This is a genomic window from Arthrobacter sp. NtRootA1 (genome assembly GCF_019976975.1).
Classification (GTDB): Bacteria; Actinomycetota; Actinomycetes; order Actinomycetales; family Micrococcaceae; genus Arthrobacter; species Arthrobacter aromaticivorans.
The window spans coordinates 1,553,198-1,569,630 of the sequence record NZ_AP024630.1 but is presented as its reverse complement, the minus strand read 5'-3'; the positions used below and the strand labels follow the sequence as shown (position 1 = coordinate 1,569,630).

The following is a 16,433-nucleotide window of genomic DNA, read 5'->3' as shown; positions in this document are numbered from 1 at the left end:
GAACAGGAGTCAGGCACCTACACGATGGCCGAGACCCCGGTGATAGCCCGTCCAGTCACCAGGGTGTTGATCTCGTGCGTGCCTTCGTAGGAGTAGATGGCCTCGGCATCGGAGAAGATCTTGGCCATTTCGTAGTCCGTGACAATGCCATTGCCGCCCAGGATTCCGCGGCCGAGGGCAACACTTTCCCGCATGCGTGCGGTAGTGAACGCCTTCGCCAAGGCTGACTGCTCGTCCTTTGCAACCCCGGCATCCTCAAGTTGTGCCAAACGCACCATCATGCCCATTGATGCGACTGCATTGCCCAGGATCTGAACCAACTGGTTCTGCACCAACTGGAAAGCCGCCAGGGGCTTGCCAAATTGCTGGCGCTGCACCGCGTAGGACCGGGCCACATCGAAGGCAGCGAGCTGGAGCCCCACGGCTTGCCAGGCTACGGCGAGCCGGGTCACCTTAAGGACTTTGTTGGTGTCGCGGAAGCTGTTGGCGTTGGCCAGCCTGAAGAAGTCTGGCACCACGACATTGTCCAGAATGATGTCCGCGTTCTGAACAGTACGCAGGGAGATCTTGTTCTCGATCTTGCTTGCCGAGTAGCCGGGCAGCGAGGTGTCCACGAGGAATGCCTTGACCTGGTTGTCTGCCACATCCTTGGCGTAGATGACCACCCAGTCGGAGAACGTGGCGTTGCCGATCCATCGCTTGGCTCCGTTGAGGATCCAGTGGTCCCCATCGCGCCGTGCGGTGGTCCGGGTGCCACCGGCCACATCCGAACCACCCAGAGGCTCGGTCAAACCGAACGCACCGATCTTCTTCAGGGAGTAGATGTCCGGAAGCCAGGCATCCTTCTGCTCCTGGGAAGCAAGGGCTTCGATAGAGCCGGTGAACAGGCCATCATGCACGCCCATGAACGTCGCAATGGAAGCATCGGCGCGGGTTACTTCCGCATGGAGGATGCCAGCGAACAGGTTCGAATATCCCTGCCGCCGCACGGGGCTGACGAGGTCGATTTCCGCCAACTTGGGGATGAGCTCCATCGGAAACTCGGCGCGATTCCAGCAATCCACGGCAATAGGCTTGACCTCGCGGGCCAGGAACCCGCGAACCTCGGCCAAGCGGTCTTGCTCCTTGCCCGTCAGCATCTGCTCAAAGGCGTAGAAGTCACCATCGGCATAAGGGAGATTGTTGGCATCGAATGCAGCGTTGGACATATGCGCTCCTTCAAGGGTGGTCACCTGCGACCACGTCACGGCCCCGGAAGTTACCGGCGAGTAGTAAGTTACTGATCAGTAACATACCGCAGTTGCACGGTTTACCGCAACGCTGGAGTTACCTCTCCCCGATTCCAAATCCTCTGATCGCACGGGACACTTCTGTAACGTCGCTAGTGCAACGCCGCACACAAATTTGGGGGAAGTGCAGATGATCAATCCACGGAGCGAAGCCATTTTTGTCCGCAATCGTAGCCAGAACGGCTTTGATGACAAGACCCCGGAGCTGGTGGAGTACCGCGCTGCGGGCGCGTTCACCTATGTAACCTTCAGTTCCGGGAAGACGTACAGATACTCGGCGGACAACGTCATTATTCTTCGAAATCCCTCACCCATATTCCTCAGCCCCCACGACGCCGTCATCGTGCGTGGCAAGGTTCTCGACGCCGTCACAGAGGTCCTCCGTTTCGATTCCCCTCAGGGGCCATGGTGGCGCGTTTTTCATTTGGGCGACTCTGGGCCCTGCTTTCAAGCTTGTAGTGACAGTGAGATAGCAATCTCCCGGCCATCCGAGGAAGAAATACAAGCCCAGGTCGTGCTTGATTATTGGCGGGATGTTGCATCGAAGCTGAGCGTAGACGATCCGCTGCGCGGGCAGTACGAGAACTTCAGGAGCGTCCCCAAAGGAAGCGCGCTGGATGTGCTGCTCCAGCGCCAGCCCCTGGTTTCCCCGGAATTGGTTCAACAGCACCTGATACTGCCTTTCTCGTCAAACATCAGCCAACGAGAGGCTCTCCTGAGAGGACTCGGCCATCGCATATCGGTGATCGAGGGCCCACCCGGTACGGGAAAGACCCAAACGATACTGAACCTTGTGGCCAACATCGTTACGGTTCCGGGGCAGACGGTTGGAATCGTCTCCTTCAACAACGCCGCCGTGGAAAATGTCCGGGACAAACTCGCCGAGGAAGGCTACGGATACCTCGTGGCGGACCTCGGCCGGAAAGAGAAAATTACCGAATTCTTCGCCAAGCAGGAATCCAGGAACGCCAGGGTCGATCAATTGGTCGGCAGGCCCTCCGGCGAGGCGCCGCCGTCAGAGTATGTGGCCGAACTCGACAGTCAATTGCAGACGCTTCAAGGGACCGCAAGACAGCTGGCCATATTGAGGCAGGAGCTGGACGCGTACCAACTTGAGAGGCGTCATTTCCTGCTGCAGGCAGACGCCCGTGAGGTGCCCGCCCTGGAAGGCGTCCCGCTGCTGCGTGGCCCATCCGGTCGGATCCTGGAATTCCTGGCCGAGACGGCAATTACACCCGCCAGATCGGGGCCACTCCGTAAACTTTTCCAGCGTCTTGGACTTCGCCTCCGATATGGACCACTCGGACGAATCGATCCCAACGACACCGATGTCGTGGTGCGGCTTCAGCGAGCCTATTACGACAGCAAGATACAGGAGCTTGAACAGAGTATCGATCAAGCGGATCGGCTGCTGGCAAACAAGGACTACGGACGTCTTGAGGAAGACCACCGGCGGGTTTCCAGACAGACCCTTGAGGCGTCTCTCCACCGCCGCTACAGCCGAACGCGCAGGCGGATCCATTCAGAGGCCACCTACAAGTCAAACTTTGCAGGATTCACCGCTGACTATCCGGTAATCCTGAGCACGTGCCACTCCCTGCGACGAAATGTTCCCGCCGGCCAGCTCCTCGATTATCTGATCATTGACGAGGCTTCCCAAGTCGATCTGCTCGCCGCTGGACTGGCACTCTCCCGCGCCCGGAACGTCATCGTGGTCGGGGACCTTCAGCAACTTCAGCACATCGCCGATGAGAAGGCTTCAAGAAACTCCACGCGAGCCCCGTCCACCAGCGTGGACTACAAGAAGCACAACATCCTGTCCTCAATCATCGAGCAGTTCGACGATGCCCTTCCCCGCACTATGCTTCGGGAGCACTACCGCTGCGATCCGGCGATCATCGACTTTTGCAACAGGAAGTTCTACGGCGGGAGGCTGGTCCCCTACACCTCCAGCGGGCCGGGCGGTCAGCCCTTGGTGGTAGTCAGGACGGTGGAGGGGAACCATATGCGCCAGCACAGCAGTGGGGGTCGCACCAACCAGCGTGAGGCGGACGTCATTGCCAAGGAGGTCCTTGGGCGATACTGCTCAGGTATCAGCAATGACCAGATTGGCGTGGTGACCCCGTATCGACGGCAAGTGGACAAAGTAGCTAAAGCCCTTCTTAGTAGCATCCACGCCGATACAGTCCACAAGTTCCAAGGGCGGCAGAAGGACGTGATCATCATGAGCACAGTCCTGGACGAGACAAGCAGCGGACACCAAGGCGTCAGCTTCGTCGACGACCCGCACCTCGTCAATGTCGCTGTCTCCCGGGCAGTGAAGCGGTTCGTACTTGTAACGAACAATGAGATGCTGCCAAAAAGCCGGCACCTTCGAGACCTCGTGCAGTTTATTCGCTACCGAAATCCGGAGGATGGTGTTTTCGACAGCAACGTCCTGTCCGTCTTCGACCTCCTGTACCGAGAGTATTCAGCGTTGCTACGCCCCTTGGCCGGCCGACTCCGAAACGGCTCCACGTTCGCTTCGGAGAATATTATCTGGACTCTCTTATCGGAGGTCCTCGAGGATGAGGAGTTCTCCGACTTAGTTATGGCGCCACAGGTCCTGCTGAAGAATTTGCTTCGCGATCCTGCGGTGCTCACATCCCAACAGGCTTCTTTTGTCCAGAACCGGGCAAGCCTGGACTTCGTGGTCTATAACCACGTCACCAACCTGCCGGTCCTGGCCATTGAAGTTGACGGTTTCGCATTCCACGAAGACAACCCCGTTCAACACGTCCGGGATGAACTCAAAGATGCCATCTGCCAGGCGCATGGGATTCGTCTCCTGCGTTTGCCTACGACGGGAAGCGGGGAGGAAGCCCGCATTCGCTCGGAATTATCAGCGGCAGTGGGTTGAACAGCCGAAACGCAAAAGAGCCGTGGCTGACGTATGAAACGCCAACCACGGCTCCCGTGTAAAGGTAGGGCTACTCGGACTTGAACCGAGGACCTTAGGATTATGAGTCCCGCGCTCTAACCAGCTGAGCTATAGCCCCGTGACGCCCCTCCGGCCGCTAAGAAGCAGCAGTTGGGGCAAATGCACTCTAGCAATACTAATAGCTACTGAAGAGTGCTTTTGTCACACCACCATGTCCTCGTAGGAAGCCCCGCGGTAGAGGTCCTCGAATGTCTGGAGGGTGCCGTTGATGCTGTGCGGCTCTACCATCTCGCGGCTCACCTTGCCCATGGCATTCAGTTGGTCCTCGGGAAGCTCCACAAGCTTGGTGATCTTCGCTGCGAGCTCCGTGCTGTCGTTCGGTGTGAAGAGGTATCCGTTTTCGCCGTCGCGGACCAGGTGCGGGAGTGCCATGGCATTGGCCAACAGCACAGGAGTGGAAGCAGACATGGCTTCGAGCGTCACCAACGATTGAAGTTCTGCAGTGCCTGGCATGCAGAAAATGTCGGCCTTGATGTAGGCCTCGCGCAGTTCTTCATCGCTTGCCAGTCCAAGGAATTTCACCCGGTCCCCCAAGCCAAGCTTTGCCACCTGTGCTTCCAAGGCAGGGCGGACTTCCCCGCCGCCCACGATCTCGAGGTGGACGTTGAGTTCGCGCGGGGTCTTGGCGATGGCGTCGATCAGGACATTGACGTGTTTCTCTTCCGCAAGCCGTCCCGCGAAAAGAACAGTGGGATTGGCGTGGGGTTCTATCGTCTCGCCCGGCTGCAGCTCATAGGCTGCGGAATCAATGCCATTGGACAGGGGCAGGACCTTACGGAGGAACGCGTGCTGGTGCATGGCCTTGGCCGCCAGCGGTGTGGGCGTCGTGACGACGTCGGCCTGGCCCATCACCTTGCCCATGTCCTTCCAGGAGATGCGCCCCACGATGTCCTTGAACCACTGCGGGAACGGAAGGAACGGGTTCAGGTTTTCAGGCATGAAGTGGTTGGTGGCAATAATTCTGATGCCACGCTTCACGGCCTCGTAGAGTACGTGCTCGCCAATCATGTAGTGGCTTTGAATGTGCACTACGTCCGGTTGGACTTTGTCGAACAGGAGACTGATTTCCTTCTTGATTTCCCAAGGGAAGCAGATGCGGAAGTATTCGTGCGTGAACACCCCATGCGAGCGGAGGCGGTGGACGGTTGCCTCGTCACGGAACTCGGTGTAGCTCTTGCCCGTGTCCGGACGGCAAGCCAACACGTGCACGTTGTGTCCGCGCGCCGTCATTCCCTTGGCCAGACGGTAGCCGAACTGCGCAGCACCGTTTACGTGCGGCGGGTAGGTATCCGCCGCGATCAGGATGGTAAGGGGTTTGTTGGTGTCGGGAATGGTCACGTGGAGAACTCCTGATGGTCACGGTGCGGAACAGCCTTGAACGGGTCAATGCTGTGGTGTCGCCGGGTTGCCGGACCGCTGGGAAGCGGTGGCGCAAGTTAAAGCTTTGCCTAGGCCTTCCGGCTTGCAGCCGCCTTCGCGTCCTTCTTACGCTTGGTGACTTCCGGATGGTGCCGGCTCAAGGCAATAACCCCCACGATAGCAAGGGAAGCTGCAGCGGCCATGCTGATTGCCATCACAGGCTGGACATCGGGACGAAGCTCACCAAGGATAACGATGCCAATGGCGATGCCCACCATGGGGTCCACCACAGTCAGTCCGGCAATAACCAGATCCGGAGGGCCGCCTGAATACGCGCTCTGGACGAACCAGGAACCAAGGCCCCCGGCGGCCGCGATGGCAATGAGCGTGTACCACTGCACATTGAGCAGGAACAGGCCGTTTGGATCCAGCAGGTGCTTGCCGATGATCCGGGTCAGGACGGCAACGAAGCCAAACAGTACACCCGCTCCCAAGATGTATATGAAGGCGCTCATGCGGTGTTTGAACACCACCGCAAGAGTGCCGAAAAGCCCCACAGCCAGGGCCAGGAGCAGCACGATTGTCAGTTCGTCTTCAGCATTAACGTGATGGTTTTCCTGCGTGACGTTAACTGCCAGGAGTACGAACAAAGCGGATCCGGTGACGCAGGCGGTAATGGCAACCACGGTGGCGCGGTTGATGCTCAGGCCTTGGTCCTTGGCGTTGACCACGGTGGTAATGACCAGTGCGATCGCACCAATGGGCTGCACCACCGTCAGGGGTGCCGATACGAGGGCGATCGCGTTCATCACCATGCCAAGGCACAACAGCAAGAGCCCAAGCATCCATCGTGGATTGCGCAGAAGCCGCAGGAACCCGTTGGAGCTCAGTGCCAGTCCGCCGGTATCGGCCTTTACCGCGCTTCCCTGGCGTTGGGCACCAATGGCCAGGAAAAAAGCGCCAAGTACGGCAAGGAAAACCGCCAGCCACACCATCAGCCGTGTCCGCCGTCGTTGGCCCGCAGTTCTTTGCCTTTACGCAGGATGGCCCAGTAGTAGTTGTAGGCCGCAATCCAGTGGCCCAGCAGGCCGAGGCCGAGGAAGACCCAAGCTGCGGCGAAGTAAGCGTCGGTGTATGAAACGGGCAATTTGGAAAGTACCAGCAACGGCGTGCCCACCAGCAGGAGCCCTGTGCGGATCTTGCCGATGATGCTGACTGGAAGGTCCGGATGGCTGCGGAAGTAGATCAGCGAGGCAATCGCAAGAATGGCGTCAGGCACAACAAGCGCGGCCAGATACCACCACTGCACGACGCCGGCGATCGCCAACGTGATCGCAACGGCTATGAGCGCGGCCCGGTCCGCCATGGGGTCCAGGATCCTGCCCAACTTGGACGTTTGGTTGTAGCGGCGGGCGATATAACCGTCCACCCAGTCCGTGCTGCCCATAATGACCAGGACGAGGACGGCGAAGCCATATTCCTTCTGCCACAGGACCAACCACACAAAGAGCGGGACGCCCATGAAGCGCAGAACCGTGAGCACATTGGGAACAGTAAAGACGAGGTCGTGGTCCACCTGGGGACGGTCCGGATGCGAACCAGCACCGATGAACCTCATGGTGTCCCCCTTTCCTCTTCTCCAGTGTGTGCGGTACCGCGGCAGGCTTCTACTTCTTCAGCAGCTTCCGCAGGGCAACCACGAACACCACAGCCGCGGCGGCGAAAGCAACGAGGTCCTTCCATCGGGAAGCAAGGCGACCGGTGAGGTCCTCGGGAACGGCCTCGCCAAGGTCAGCGAACTTCGCGGAAGCAAAGTCCTTTCCCTCCTGGAGTTTCATGGTGGCTGTTCCCAGCAAAGCCTGGCCCTGCTTTTTGACGTCCAACTGCTCGCCAAGTTCATCGCGCACGCCGGTGAGGTGTTCGCGCCGTTTGTTCAGGCGCAGGCGGAGTTCTGCCTCTGTGGGCGCCTTGGCGGCGTCCGCTTCCTTGGCAGCTTCCTTTGCAGCCTTTTCTGCCTTCGCCTTCTCGGCGGCAGCTTCCTTGGCGGCTTTCTCCGCCTTGGCAGCGGGCGAATTGGGATCGAGGATCGATTCATCGAAGGCCGAGCCTTCCTTCGCAATTCCCAGATCGTGCTTGAGCCCGCGGATGGTGTCTTCAGGGATCAAAGGCATGGCCTTCTTGAACTTGGCGACCCCGATCAAGGCTCCGAGCGCGACGATCACAAGAAAGACCGCCGCAACGATCAACGCTGCAAGCCAGCCCGGCATGATGGTAGCCAAACCAAGAATCGCGGCCACCACCAGCGCGATGACCAGGAGCGCCATGAAAACAAGGGCTACGCCAAAGAAGGCACCGGCCACCCCAACCTGGGTGGCCTTGCGCTTGAGTTCCACCTTGGCAAGGGCGATCTCATCGTTGAGTTGCCTGGGAGCCAAACGGGCAACGAGCTTGAGGGTCTTCGGCAAAGTACGGATGGCTGGTCGCGTGCTGGTCCGGCCGGTGTGACGTCCACTCATTGGGTTCCGCCTAACTGCTTCCTCTGGGCATCGTGTCGGGCGAACGCGGCCGGAAAAAGATCGCCGCGGGCACCTGTCCTCAAAACTATCATTCAGGTTCCGGCTCAACTTTCGCCGATGCCACCGCGGCGCGCCTGACGTAGCTGCATAAATATGATGTGACGGCCATAGGATAGATGATCGTGACCAATCCCATTGCTCCGGGCGATTCCCTGAGCCGACGCGAAAAGCTTGTCTACATTGTCCTTCTCGGTGCCCTGACTGCCCTGGGGCCCTTCACTGTGGATCTCTATCTTCCTGCGTTCCCTGCATTGGAGGAGAGTTTCGGCGTATCAGCCACGGCGATCCAGCTGACGCTGACCGGCACCACCGTTGGGTTTGGCCTTGGACAGTTGGTGGTTGGTCCCTTCAGCGACAAGTTTGGCCGTCGCCTGCCCTTGATCCTCGCCACCGCCCTGCATATTGGATCATCGTTGGGCGCTGCGTTGGCTCCGGACATTGGGTTCCTGTCCCTCTTCCGTGTGCTCATGGGTATCGGCGCCGCGGGTGGGGGCGTCGTTGCGATGGCCATGGTCCGGGACTTGTTCCACGGCTATTCGATGGTCCGCATGTTCTCCCGGATGTCCTTGGTCAACGGGCTGGCCCCGATCCTGGCCCCAATCATCGGTTCGCAGCTGCTGCTGGTGTTCCCGTGGCCCGGCATCTTCTACTTCCTGGCCTGCTACGGCACGTTGGTGATACTGGCCGCGATCTTCTTTATTCGCGAAACCCTGCCGGCGGAACGGCGCGGAAAATCCACGGTCACGGTGCGGCAGCGGTACAAGACCGTGCTGACGGACCGGATATTCGTGGGCATGTTGATGGTAGGCAGCCTCAACTTCGGTGGTTTGTTCGCCTACCTCTCCGCCTCCACCTTCCTTTTCCAGAACATCTATGATTTCTCTCCCCAGGAATACGGCCTCCTCTTCGGCGTCAATTCGCTGGGCATCGTGGCGGGCGTCCAGATCAGCTCAAGGTTGATCCGGCGCGTGGCTCCCCAGTGGATCGTGGCCGGAGCCACAGTGTTCATGCTGCTCATGGCGGCCCTGATTATCGTGCTCGATCTCCTGCACGTGGGTCTCTGGGGCATCCTGATTCCGCTGTGGTTCTACATTTGCGCTACGGGCTTCCTGTTCCCCTGCGTTCAAGTCCTCTCCTTGGCGAACCATGGAGCCCAGGCGGGGACGGCGGCATCGCTCCTGGGCGCAGCACAATTCATGATGGCGGGCATCGTCCCCCCTGTTGTGGGCTGGCTGGGTGTCGATTCTGCGGTACCCATGGGCGCGGTCCAGGCTGTCTGCATCACCGGAGCGATCGCCGCACTGTGGCTGGTGGTCCGGCCCCGGACTGTCCCGTCAATTCATTAGTGACTGTCCCGTCAATCCACTAATACGGCATTCCCCAGAACTGGACCATAGGCTGTGACCATGACCAAGAAACCGCACCGCAACGGTAGGGGCCTTTTCCTCGGGGCCGTGCTTGGCGCCGTCGTCGGGGCGCTGTTGGGCCGCCTGGCCGGGAGTGCACTGTTCGGGGCGATACTTGGCGCCGTCATTGGAGCGGCCCTGCTGTACCGGGTGAACCCTGGCCCCTGGAATAGGGACTAAAGTCCCCGTGTAAGCCCTCCCCTTAGGCCGCCTGGCAGGGCAGAATGGTGGCCAGCCGGGGGTTTCCCCCGCTTCGCCGGTGAAGGGGACATCACATGAGTGCGGCTGTCGGATATACGGGCACTGTTTACGGCCTGGCGGCCATCCGGCGGCTGCCCCTGACTTTGGGACTCGTGCTGTTCCTTTGGGTTGTCGGCGCAGTTACGGGGAGCCTTATCGCCGGACCCAACGAGGCACTCCTGGAGCAGGTCGGGCTGGGTTTGGCGCTGGATGCGGGGCCGGGTTGGTCCATCTTCACATCATCTTTCTTTGCCTCATCCTTACTGGACTATCTGGCATGCAGCGTTTTGATCCTGGTCGGCGTGGGTATCGCCGAGCGAACCATGGGTCCATGGCTGGCGCTGGCAGCATTTATCTTTGGTTCTGCCCTGAGCGCCTTGGTGCTGATGGGGCTGGTTGCTTTTGGAACGGACAACAGCGACCAATGGCTGAGTTTTCTTGGTGGCGAGTACGTTGTGGGCGCCTACGGTGGTGCCGCCGCTGCGTTGGGATGTTCGACGGCGGCACTGGAGGCACTCTGGCGTCGTCGCCTCCGGACATGGTTGCTGGCCGCCACGCTGATGTTCGCGTTGTTTGTAGGCGTCGCACAAACACTCCAGGCCCTTGCCGGCGCTGTCATCGGCATTCTGGCCGGTTGGGCCGTCCAAACCCTGGTGCTGCGGCGGCGTGCGGGCTCCCTTCATTCCTCGAGCCTTCGTGAGACCCGGTTCCTTGTGGGCACCGTAGTTGGTGTGTTCGCCCTGGGGCCATTGCTCACGCAGTTGACGGGCACGTTGGAGGTCGGGCCGCTTTCTGTGGTTTCCGAGGTGATGCTGCAGGCAAGCCCCAGCGTGGACGAAGTGAAGGAAGCCTGCGACAACGACAAGAGCTGCGTCACGTTGCAGAGCGTTGTGGGCGTGCAGAGTTTCGGCGCCACCATCCTCACAGTTATCCCGGTGCTGTTGCTGCTTGTCTGTGCTGAGGGACTGCGCCGGGGTCGCCGCCTCGCTTACAGACTGACCCTGGTCATCCAGCTCTACCTGGCGTTCGTGACGAGCGTGGCAATCCTGCAGTACGTGACGGATCCGGAAGTGACACTGGGCAATGACGACGTCGGTTACCTCCTGCTCTATGCCGTTCCCGCCATCCTGGCGCCGCTGATCATCGCGGCCCTGCTGCTGGTCAACCGCCACAAATTCCGGGTGGAATCCAGCGACGCCGGATATCGCGTCCTGGGCCGGACAACCCTCATCATGGCTGCTGTGGCGGCGGCGCTCTACGTGGTCTTCTGGTTTGTAGAGGGCAACCCGAACCGCTCATCCTTGTGGGACCTCGCAGGCCAACTGACCCATATCCTGGTGCCCTTCCCCGTTCCGTTCGTCGTTGAACTGCCGCAGGGATTGCTGAGCACTGTTCTTTACGGACTGGGCGGGGACGTCATCTGGCTCTGCATCCTTGTGATGGTCCTGAACAACTTCCAGCGGTTCCGGACGCTGGCAAAAGACCCTGCCGCGGACCTGGGACACACCCGAGAATTGCTCCACGACGGCGGGGGGACCTTGTCCTGGATGGCACTGTGGGACAACAACCAATACTGGTTCACGCCCGACAGGAGGGCTGGCCTCGCCTACCAGGTGCACAACGGAGTGGCCCTGACGGTGGCGGGTCCATTCGGGGCCCGCCAGCACCACACCGAGGCTGCGACAGGCTTCCTGGCCCATTGCGCGGCACTGGGCCTCACACCGTGCTTCTACTCGGCCACGTCGGAGCTTGACGAGGCTCTCCTCCCCCGCGGCTTCCGCAAACTGGAGGTGGCGGAAGAAACCCTGCTGAACATCCAGGCCATGACGTTCAAAGGCAAGGAATGGCAGAACGTCCGGACCGCTCTGAACAGGGCTGAGAAGCTGTCCATCAAAGACCACTGGTACCACTACGCGGAGATGCCACCGGGAATCCGTGCACAACTTGCCGAGATCTCGGAAGAGTGGGTGGCGGACAAGGCCCTGCCCGAGATGGGGTTCACCTTGGGCGGACTCGATGAACTGAAGGATCCCGAAGTCATGTGTTGCGTGGCGGTGGACGACGATGGCCTGGTCCATGGGGTCACAAGCTGGCTGCCGGTCTTTACCGACGGCGTGGTGTCGGGGTGGACCTTGGACTTCATGCGCCGCCGGACAACTGGTTTCAAAGGGGTCATGGAATTCCTGATCGCCTCTGCCGTGACGCACTTCAAGGACGACGTTCCCCACATCTCGTTGTCAGGCTCCCCGCTGGCCAACACAGGGGCCGCGACGGACGACGGTGACCACAGTGCCTTGGATCGGGTTCTGGCAATGCTGGGCAATGCACTGGAACCCATGTACGGCTTCAAGTCCCTGGCAGCCTTCAAATCTCGGTTCCAGCCCGAGCACCGCACTCTGTACATGTATTACCGGGACCCACTGGCCCTGCCATCGATAGGCCTTGCTGTTGGCTCGGCGTACTTGCCGGGGTTGTCCCGGGCACAGAGCGCAGGATTGCTACGGCAAATGGTTGCCCGGGAACCCGCCGCATGACCGCGGGACAGACACAACAGTCATGAAAGGGCTCCTGGAAATCGAAATCAGCGGCCCGGTGGTCATGACGATAGCCGTGGTCATCGGCGTCGGGCTTTTCCTGTTGCTGTTCCTCAGGCCGTCTTCGCGCTGGGTCATCACCGCGGTGGTTGGCATTGTGGTCACAGCAGCGCTCGGTTGGTTTACGGTCTGGATTGTGGAGGATGTCCTGGACGTCTTCCACGTGGGCCTGACACCTCGCGTGTGGTTCTGGGTGATCACCGGCTTCGCTGCCCTTGGACTGGCCGTGGTTAGTTTTCGCCACAGTCCCCGGTGGCGGAAAGTGGTGGCGGCGATATCGATTCCTGTGTTCCTCCTGGTCACTGCGCTGGGCGTCAACATGGAGTTCGGGCTCAACAGGACCCTGGGCTCAGCGCTGGGGATCTCCACTGAGGAAGCCATCCGACTGAGCAAGCCGGACCCGGACGCTCCCATCCCTTCCGGGCCCCTCTGGCAGAACTGGAAACCGCCAGCCAACATGCCAACAAAGGGCGAGGTAGGAACGCAGGTCATTCCAGCCACCGCCTCGGGTTTCAACGCCCGCCCTGCCGGGATCTACCTGCCGCCGGCTGCCTTGACGGAGAACCCACCCCGTTTGCCCCTGTTCGTCCTCATGATGGGCCAGCCCGGCCTCCCTGACCCCCAGTACGTTTCGGCCGCGTTGGACGAATTTGCTGCGAAGAACAACGGCTTGGCGCCCATCGCGATCGTGGCCGACCAGATCGGACCAGATCAAGACGACACTCTGTGCCTGGACACAGCCAAGTACGGAAACGTGGAGACGTACATCAACGTTGACGTGGTGAACTGGGCCAAGGCGAACCTGAACATCCTCCCGGACCGCGATCATTGGACGATCGCCGGGTACTCCAACGGCGGGCAGTGCGCCATCTCCTTTGCGCTCAAATACCCGAAGATGTGGGGCAACGTGGTGGATATCTCCGGCGAGGAGTTTCCCGGGGCGGAGGACCCTGCAGGCAACTTGGCGGAGATCTTTGGCGGCAACCAGGCGGCCTATGACGCACAGAAGCCCATCAACATCATGAAAGGTAAGCAATTTCCAGACACCACTGCCGTTTTCACCGTGGGCTCGGATGATGTGACCTATGTTGCAGCTGCGAAGGCTGTCTCCGCAGCTGCAAAAGCTTCGGGAATGACGGTGACCTATTACGAGGTGCCAAACGGCGGGCATGTAGGCATCGCCTTGAACGCCGGACTGACCAAGGGCTTCGAGGTGCTGTATCCGAGGCTTGGTTTGTCCGGCTAGGCAGGCCCTGTTGCCGGCCCGTCCCCGGCGATAAAGTTGAGATGTGCCACATTGGCAAGAGCTGCAGCCGCTTCCGGCACCTTGGCAGCGACGGGATGAACGCATCCTGCCGCTGTGGTGGGACCGCTTGTGCTCTGTGACCAGTCCCCAGTCTGCGGCACTCTATGCGGCAGGCCTTTTCACGGATGATCGCCGCCGGCCCATCGCCCAGTGGTACAACCCCGAAGCGGACGCCGCGTTGCTGGTTGCCCCGGAAACTTCACCCGAGTGGCCGGTCCAGCGGTTTGGAATCTTCTATGCGCCTCCGGCCGGAGGTTTCACGCGCGTTTACTCCGCCCCCCATGAATGGCATCCACGCGAACCGCGGACACCCCCCACCGAACAGGAAGCCTTCCTGGCAGCCGTGGCCGAAGCCGCACGGTTCCTCCAGGTGGAGATGGATTTCGTGTAAAAAAGTGGACCCCGCACCAGTACGAAACCGGTGTGGGGTCCTTGCGCTCCTCCGACTGGACTTGAACCAGTAACCCTTCGATTAACAGTCGAATGCTCTGCCAATTGAGCTACGGAGGAATGAAGCGGTTATGACTTTAGCAAAGGTTTTATGCGAATGCTAATCGGGCGGACATACCCCTAGGGGGTATAAAAATACCCCCGTTCCGAAACACCGGAACGGGGGTATTGTGCGCTCCTCCGACTGGACTTGAACCAGTAACCCTTCGATTAACAGTCGAATGCTCTGCCAATTGAGCTACGGAGGAATGAAGCGGTTACTAGCTTAACAGGGCCCCGCCGGAAAACGAAATCGAGCACCAAGGCCCCTTCCGGCGACCTTCCGCGCGGACGGTCAGGAGTCTGAACGCAGGGCTCGGCGCTGCATTTCCAACACCATCAGTTCGCGGTTCAGACGCTGGAATTCCTCGGGAAATGCGCTTGCGTCAAGACGCTGCAGCTGGCCCATCTTGTCCGCTTTAATGCGGGTGATCTGCAGTTCGAAAAGCCTCGCCAAAATGTCCCGGCAATACCGTTGCATGGCCTCCGGCGTACTGGCCGGCAAAGGAGTTACCGCCAACTCGGAAACCAAGGGCCGAAGAGGCTCCGGAACTTCCTGCCGGACGTGCTCCACCCATGCCACGGGATCAGCTGCGTGGGCCAGTCCTGTGGCACGCACGGCTGCGTGCACCGCCGCGTACGCCGGAGTAGCGAAATGGGACGCCTCAAAGCGCTCCCATGCGCCGTCGCCCAGGACTGAGGGCTCCTGGAGGACCACTTCCAGCGCTTGGCGTTCCATCCCTGCCACGGGGTCCCGAGGATCAGGACGGTTGAAGACCTGACCGCTCGACGGCGGGGCTGCCGCCGTCGAGGATTGCTCTGCAGTACCGGGCGGATTAGTGCCGGACGGAGCAGCGCCGGATGCCGCGCGCTTGGCTGCCGCCCCAACGTAACGGCTGACTTCCTCAATCGGCATGCCCAACCAGCCAGCGAGTTCGCGTATGTAGGCGGGGCGGATGGCGGAGTCGCGGATTTGTGCCACAACGGGCGCGGCTTCCCGCAGCGCCGCGACGCGGCCTTCCACTGTGTCCAGGTTGTGCCTGCGGAGCGAGGCACGGATCGCGAACTCGAAGAGCGGCTTCCTGCTCTCGATGAGTTCGCGCACTGCGGCGTCGCCCTTGAGTTGACGAAGATCACACGGATCAGCGCCGGTGGGCTCCACTGCGACGTACGTTTGCGCGACGAATCGTTGGTCTTCCTCGAAGGCGCGGAGGGCGGCCTTCTGGCCAGCGGCGTCTCCGTCGAAGGTAAAGACCACCTCTCCCCCGGTGCCGTCGTCCGAAAGCAGGCGCCGGGCAATCTTGATGTGTTCGGTGCCGAACGCCGTGCCGCAGGTTGCCACCGCCGTCGTGACTCCTGCAAGGTGGCAGGCCATGACGTCGGTGTACCCCTCAACCACTACGAGTTGCCGGTCCTTGGCGATGTTGCGCTTGGCGATATCGATCCCGTAGAGGACCTGGGACTTTTTGTAGAGAGTGGTTTCAGGAGTGTTCAGGTACTTTGGACCCTGATCGTCCTCATAGAGCTTCCGGGCGCCGAAGCCGATAGTGTCGCCGGCGATGTCCCGGATGGGCCAGATGAGCCTGCCACGGAAGCGATCGTAGATGCCCCGGTTTCCTTCGGAAAACATGCCAGTCAGTTTGAGCTCAGCATCGGTAAACCCACGGCCGCGCAGGTGCTTAAGGAGCGAATCCCAGCCCTGCGGCGCATAGCCCACGCCGAAGTGCTCGGCGGCCGCGCGGTCAAAGCCCCTGCCATCCAGGAAGTTGCGGCCCTCGGCGGCTCCGGGGGTCAGCAGTTGGGCCCGGAAGAACTCGTCGGCGATCTTATGGGCATCCAGGAGGCGCTGGCGCTTGCCCACTTCTTCGCGGCTCGGACCGGTGCCGCCATCCTCGTAACGCAACTCGTAGCCGATTCTGGCGGCCAGCTTTTCCACTGCCTCGTGGAAGGAACTGTGGTCCATTTTCTGGACGAAGGAGATGGCATCTCCGTCTTCGCCACAGCCGAAACAGTGATATCTACCCACTTGGGGGCGCACAGTGAAGGATGGTGAGCGTTCGTCGTGGAAAGGGCACAGTCCTTTGAAGCTACCCAAGCCAGCACTCTTCAAGGTGACGTAACCGTCAACGACTTCCTTGATATCCGTGCGCTGGCGTACTTCGTCGATATCTTCACGTTTGATCAAGCCAGCCAC

Annotated in this window: 12 protein-coding genes and 3 tRNA genes; 6 read left to right on the top strand and 9 right to left on the bottom strand. The window is 60.5% G+C overall.

The genetic code is table 11. From position 1 onward, the window contains the following. Positions 1–17 precede the first annotated feature (17 nt). Positions 18–1,208 carry an acyl-CoA dehydrogenase family protein gene (locus LDN90_RS07180; protein ID WP_223948513.1) on the bottom strand — a complete coding sequence of 397 codons (1,191 nt, stop codon included), beginning with the start codon at positions 1,206–1,208 and terminating at the stop codon, positions 18–20. A gap of 211 nt (positions 1,209–1,419) precedes the next feature. On the opposite strand from LDN90_RS07180, the gene LDN90_RS07175 reads away from it, so the two are divergent. Beyond that, positions 1,420–4,188 carry an AAA domain-containing protein gene (locus LDN90_RS07175; RefSeq protein WP_223948512.1) on the top strand — a complete coding sequence of 923 codons (2,769 nt, stop codon included), beginning with the start codon at positions 1,420–1,422 and terminating at the stop codon, positions 4,186–4,188. Between the two features lie 65 nt (positions 4,189–4,253). Here the strand turns inward: LDN90_RS07175 and LDN90_RS07170 are convergent. The 5 genes from LDN90_RS07170 to LDN90_RS07150 all read right to left on the bottom strand — a co-directional run bounded on the left by LDN90_RS07170 (position 4,254) and on the right by LDN90_RS07150 (position 8,144). Continuing rightward, positions 4,254–4,327 (bottom strand) — tRNA-Ile (locus LDN90_RS07170). Between the two features lie 83 nt (positions 4,328–4,410). Beyond that, positions 4,411–5,607 carry a glycosyltransferase gene (locus LDN90_RS07165; protein ID WP_223948511.1) on the bottom strand — a complete coding sequence of 399 codons (1,197 nt, stop codon included), beginning with the start codon at positions 5,605–5,607 and terminating at the stop codon, positions 4,411–4,413. A gap of 110 nt (positions 5,608–5,717) precedes the next feature. Then, positions 5,718–6,623, bottom strand: coding sequence for a DMT family transporter (locus LDN90_RS07160; protein ID WP_216925342.1), 906 nt, complete (start codon positions 6,621–6,623; stop codon positions 5,718–5,720). Next, positions 6,623–7,246 (bottom strand): CDP-alcohol phosphatidyltransferase family protein, encoded by a 624-nt coding sequence (locus tag LDN90_RS07155; RefSeq protein ID WP_223948510.1) that lies wholly within the window; start codon positions 7,244–7,246, stop codon positions 6,623–6,625. The genes LDN90_RS07160 and LDN90_RS07155 overlap by 1 nt, the downstream gene beginning before the upstream one ends. A gap of 49 nt (positions 7,247–7,295) precedes the next feature. Next, entirely contained in the window at positions 7,296–8,144 is an 849-nt protein-coding gene (locus LDN90_RS07150; protein ID WP_223948509.1) for a phage holin family protein, read from the bottom strand. Positions 8,145–8,320: 176 nt separating this feature from the next. On the opposite strand from LDN90_RS07150, the gene LDN90_RS07145 reads away from it, so the two are divergent. The 5 genes from LDN90_RS07145 to LDN90_RS07125 all read left to right on the top strand — a co-directional run bounded on the left by LDN90_RS07145 (position 8,321) and on the right by LDN90_RS07125 (position 14,141). Further along, positions 8,321–9,550 (top strand): multidrug effflux MFS transporter, encoded by a 1,230-nt coding sequence (locus LDN90_RS07145; protein WP_216925345.1) that lies wholly within the window; start codon positions 8,321–8,323, stop codon positions 9,548–9,550. Between the two features lie 60 nt (positions 9,551–9,610). Beyond that, the gene (locus LDN90_RS07140; protein ID WP_216925346.1) at positions 9,611–9,790 is read left to right on the top strand and encodes a glycine zipper domain-containing protein; all 180 of its coding nucleotides are present in this window, start codon (positions 9,611–9,613) and stop codon (positions 9,788–9,790) included. 95 nt (positions 9,791–9,885) lie between these two features. Further along, the gene (locus LDN90_RS07135) at positions 9,886–12,384 is read left to right on the top strand and encodes a DUF2156 domain-containing protein (protein ID WP_223948508.1); all 2,499 of its coding nucleotides are present in this window, start codon (positions 9,886–9,888) and stop codon (positions 12,382–12,384) included. Positions 12,385–12,406: 22 nt separating this feature from the next. Beyond that, positions 12,407–13,690, top strand: coding sequence for an alpha/beta hydrolase-fold protein (locus LDN90_RS07130; RefSeq protein ID WP_223948507.1), 1,284 nt, complete (start codon positions 12,407–12,409; stop codon positions 13,688–13,690). Positions 13,691–13,733: 43 nt separating this feature from the next. Then, positions 13,734–14,141, top strand: a complete 408-nt coding sequence (locus LDN90_RS07125) for a hypothetical protein (protein WP_216925349.1) — start codon at positions 13,734–13,736, stop codon at positions 14,139–14,141. Positions 14,142–14,187: 46 nt separating this feature from the next. Here the strand turns inward: LDN90_RS07125 and LDN90_RS07120 are convergent. The 3 genes from LDN90_RS07120 to dnaG form a co-directional block, all read right to left on the bottom strand. After that, a tRNA-Asn gene (locus tag LDN90_RS07120) sits at positions 14,188–14,260 on the bottom strand. 115 nt (positions 14,261–14,375) lie between these two features. Next, positions 14,376–14,448 (bottom strand) — tRNA-Asn (locus tag LDN90_RS07115). A gap of 86 nt (positions 14,449–14,534) precedes the next feature. Beyond that, a complete protein-coding gene (gene dnaG, locus LDN90_RS07110; protein ID WP_223948506.1) occupies positions 14,535–16,433 on the bottom strand; it encodes a DNA primase in 1,899 nt (632 codons plus the stop codon).

Coding starts and splice junctions, on each gene's coding strand:
- LDN90_RS07180 (WP_223948513.1), bottom strand. CDS start 1,208: ATGTCCAACGCTGCATTCGATGCCAACAATCTCCCTTATGCCGATGGT.
- LDN90_RS07175 (WP_223948512.1), top strand. CDS start 1,420: ATGATCAATCCACGGAGCGAAGCCATTTTTGTCCGCAATCGTAGCCAG.
- LDN90_RS07160 (WP_216925342.1), bottom strand. CDS start 6,623: ATGGTGTGGCTGGCGGTTTTCCTTGCCGTACTTGGCGCTTTTTTCCTG.
- LDN90_RS07155 (WP_223948510.1), bottom strand. CDS start 7,246: ATGAGGTTCATCGGTGCTGGTTCGCATCCGGACCGTCCCCAGGTGGAC.
- LDN90_RS07150 (WP_223948509.1), bottom strand. CDS start 8,144: ATGAGTGGACGTCACACCGGCCGGACCAGCACGCGACCAGCCATCCGT.
- LDN90_RS07145 (WP_216925345.1), top strand. CDS start 8,321: ATGATCGTGACCAATCCCATTGCTCCGGGCGATTCCCTGAGCCGACGC.
- LDN90_RS07140 (WP_216925346.1), top strand. CDS start 9,611: ATGACCAAGAAACCGCACCGCAACGGTAGGGGCCTTTTCCTCGGGGCC.
- LDN90_RS07135 (WP_223948508.1), top strand. CDS start 9,886: ATGAGTGCGGCTGTCGGATATACGGGCACTGTTTACGGCCTGGCGGCC.
- LDN90_RS07130 (WP_223948507.1), top strand. CDS start 12,407: ATGAAAGGGCTCCTGGAAATCGAAATCAGCGGCCCGGTGGTCATGACG.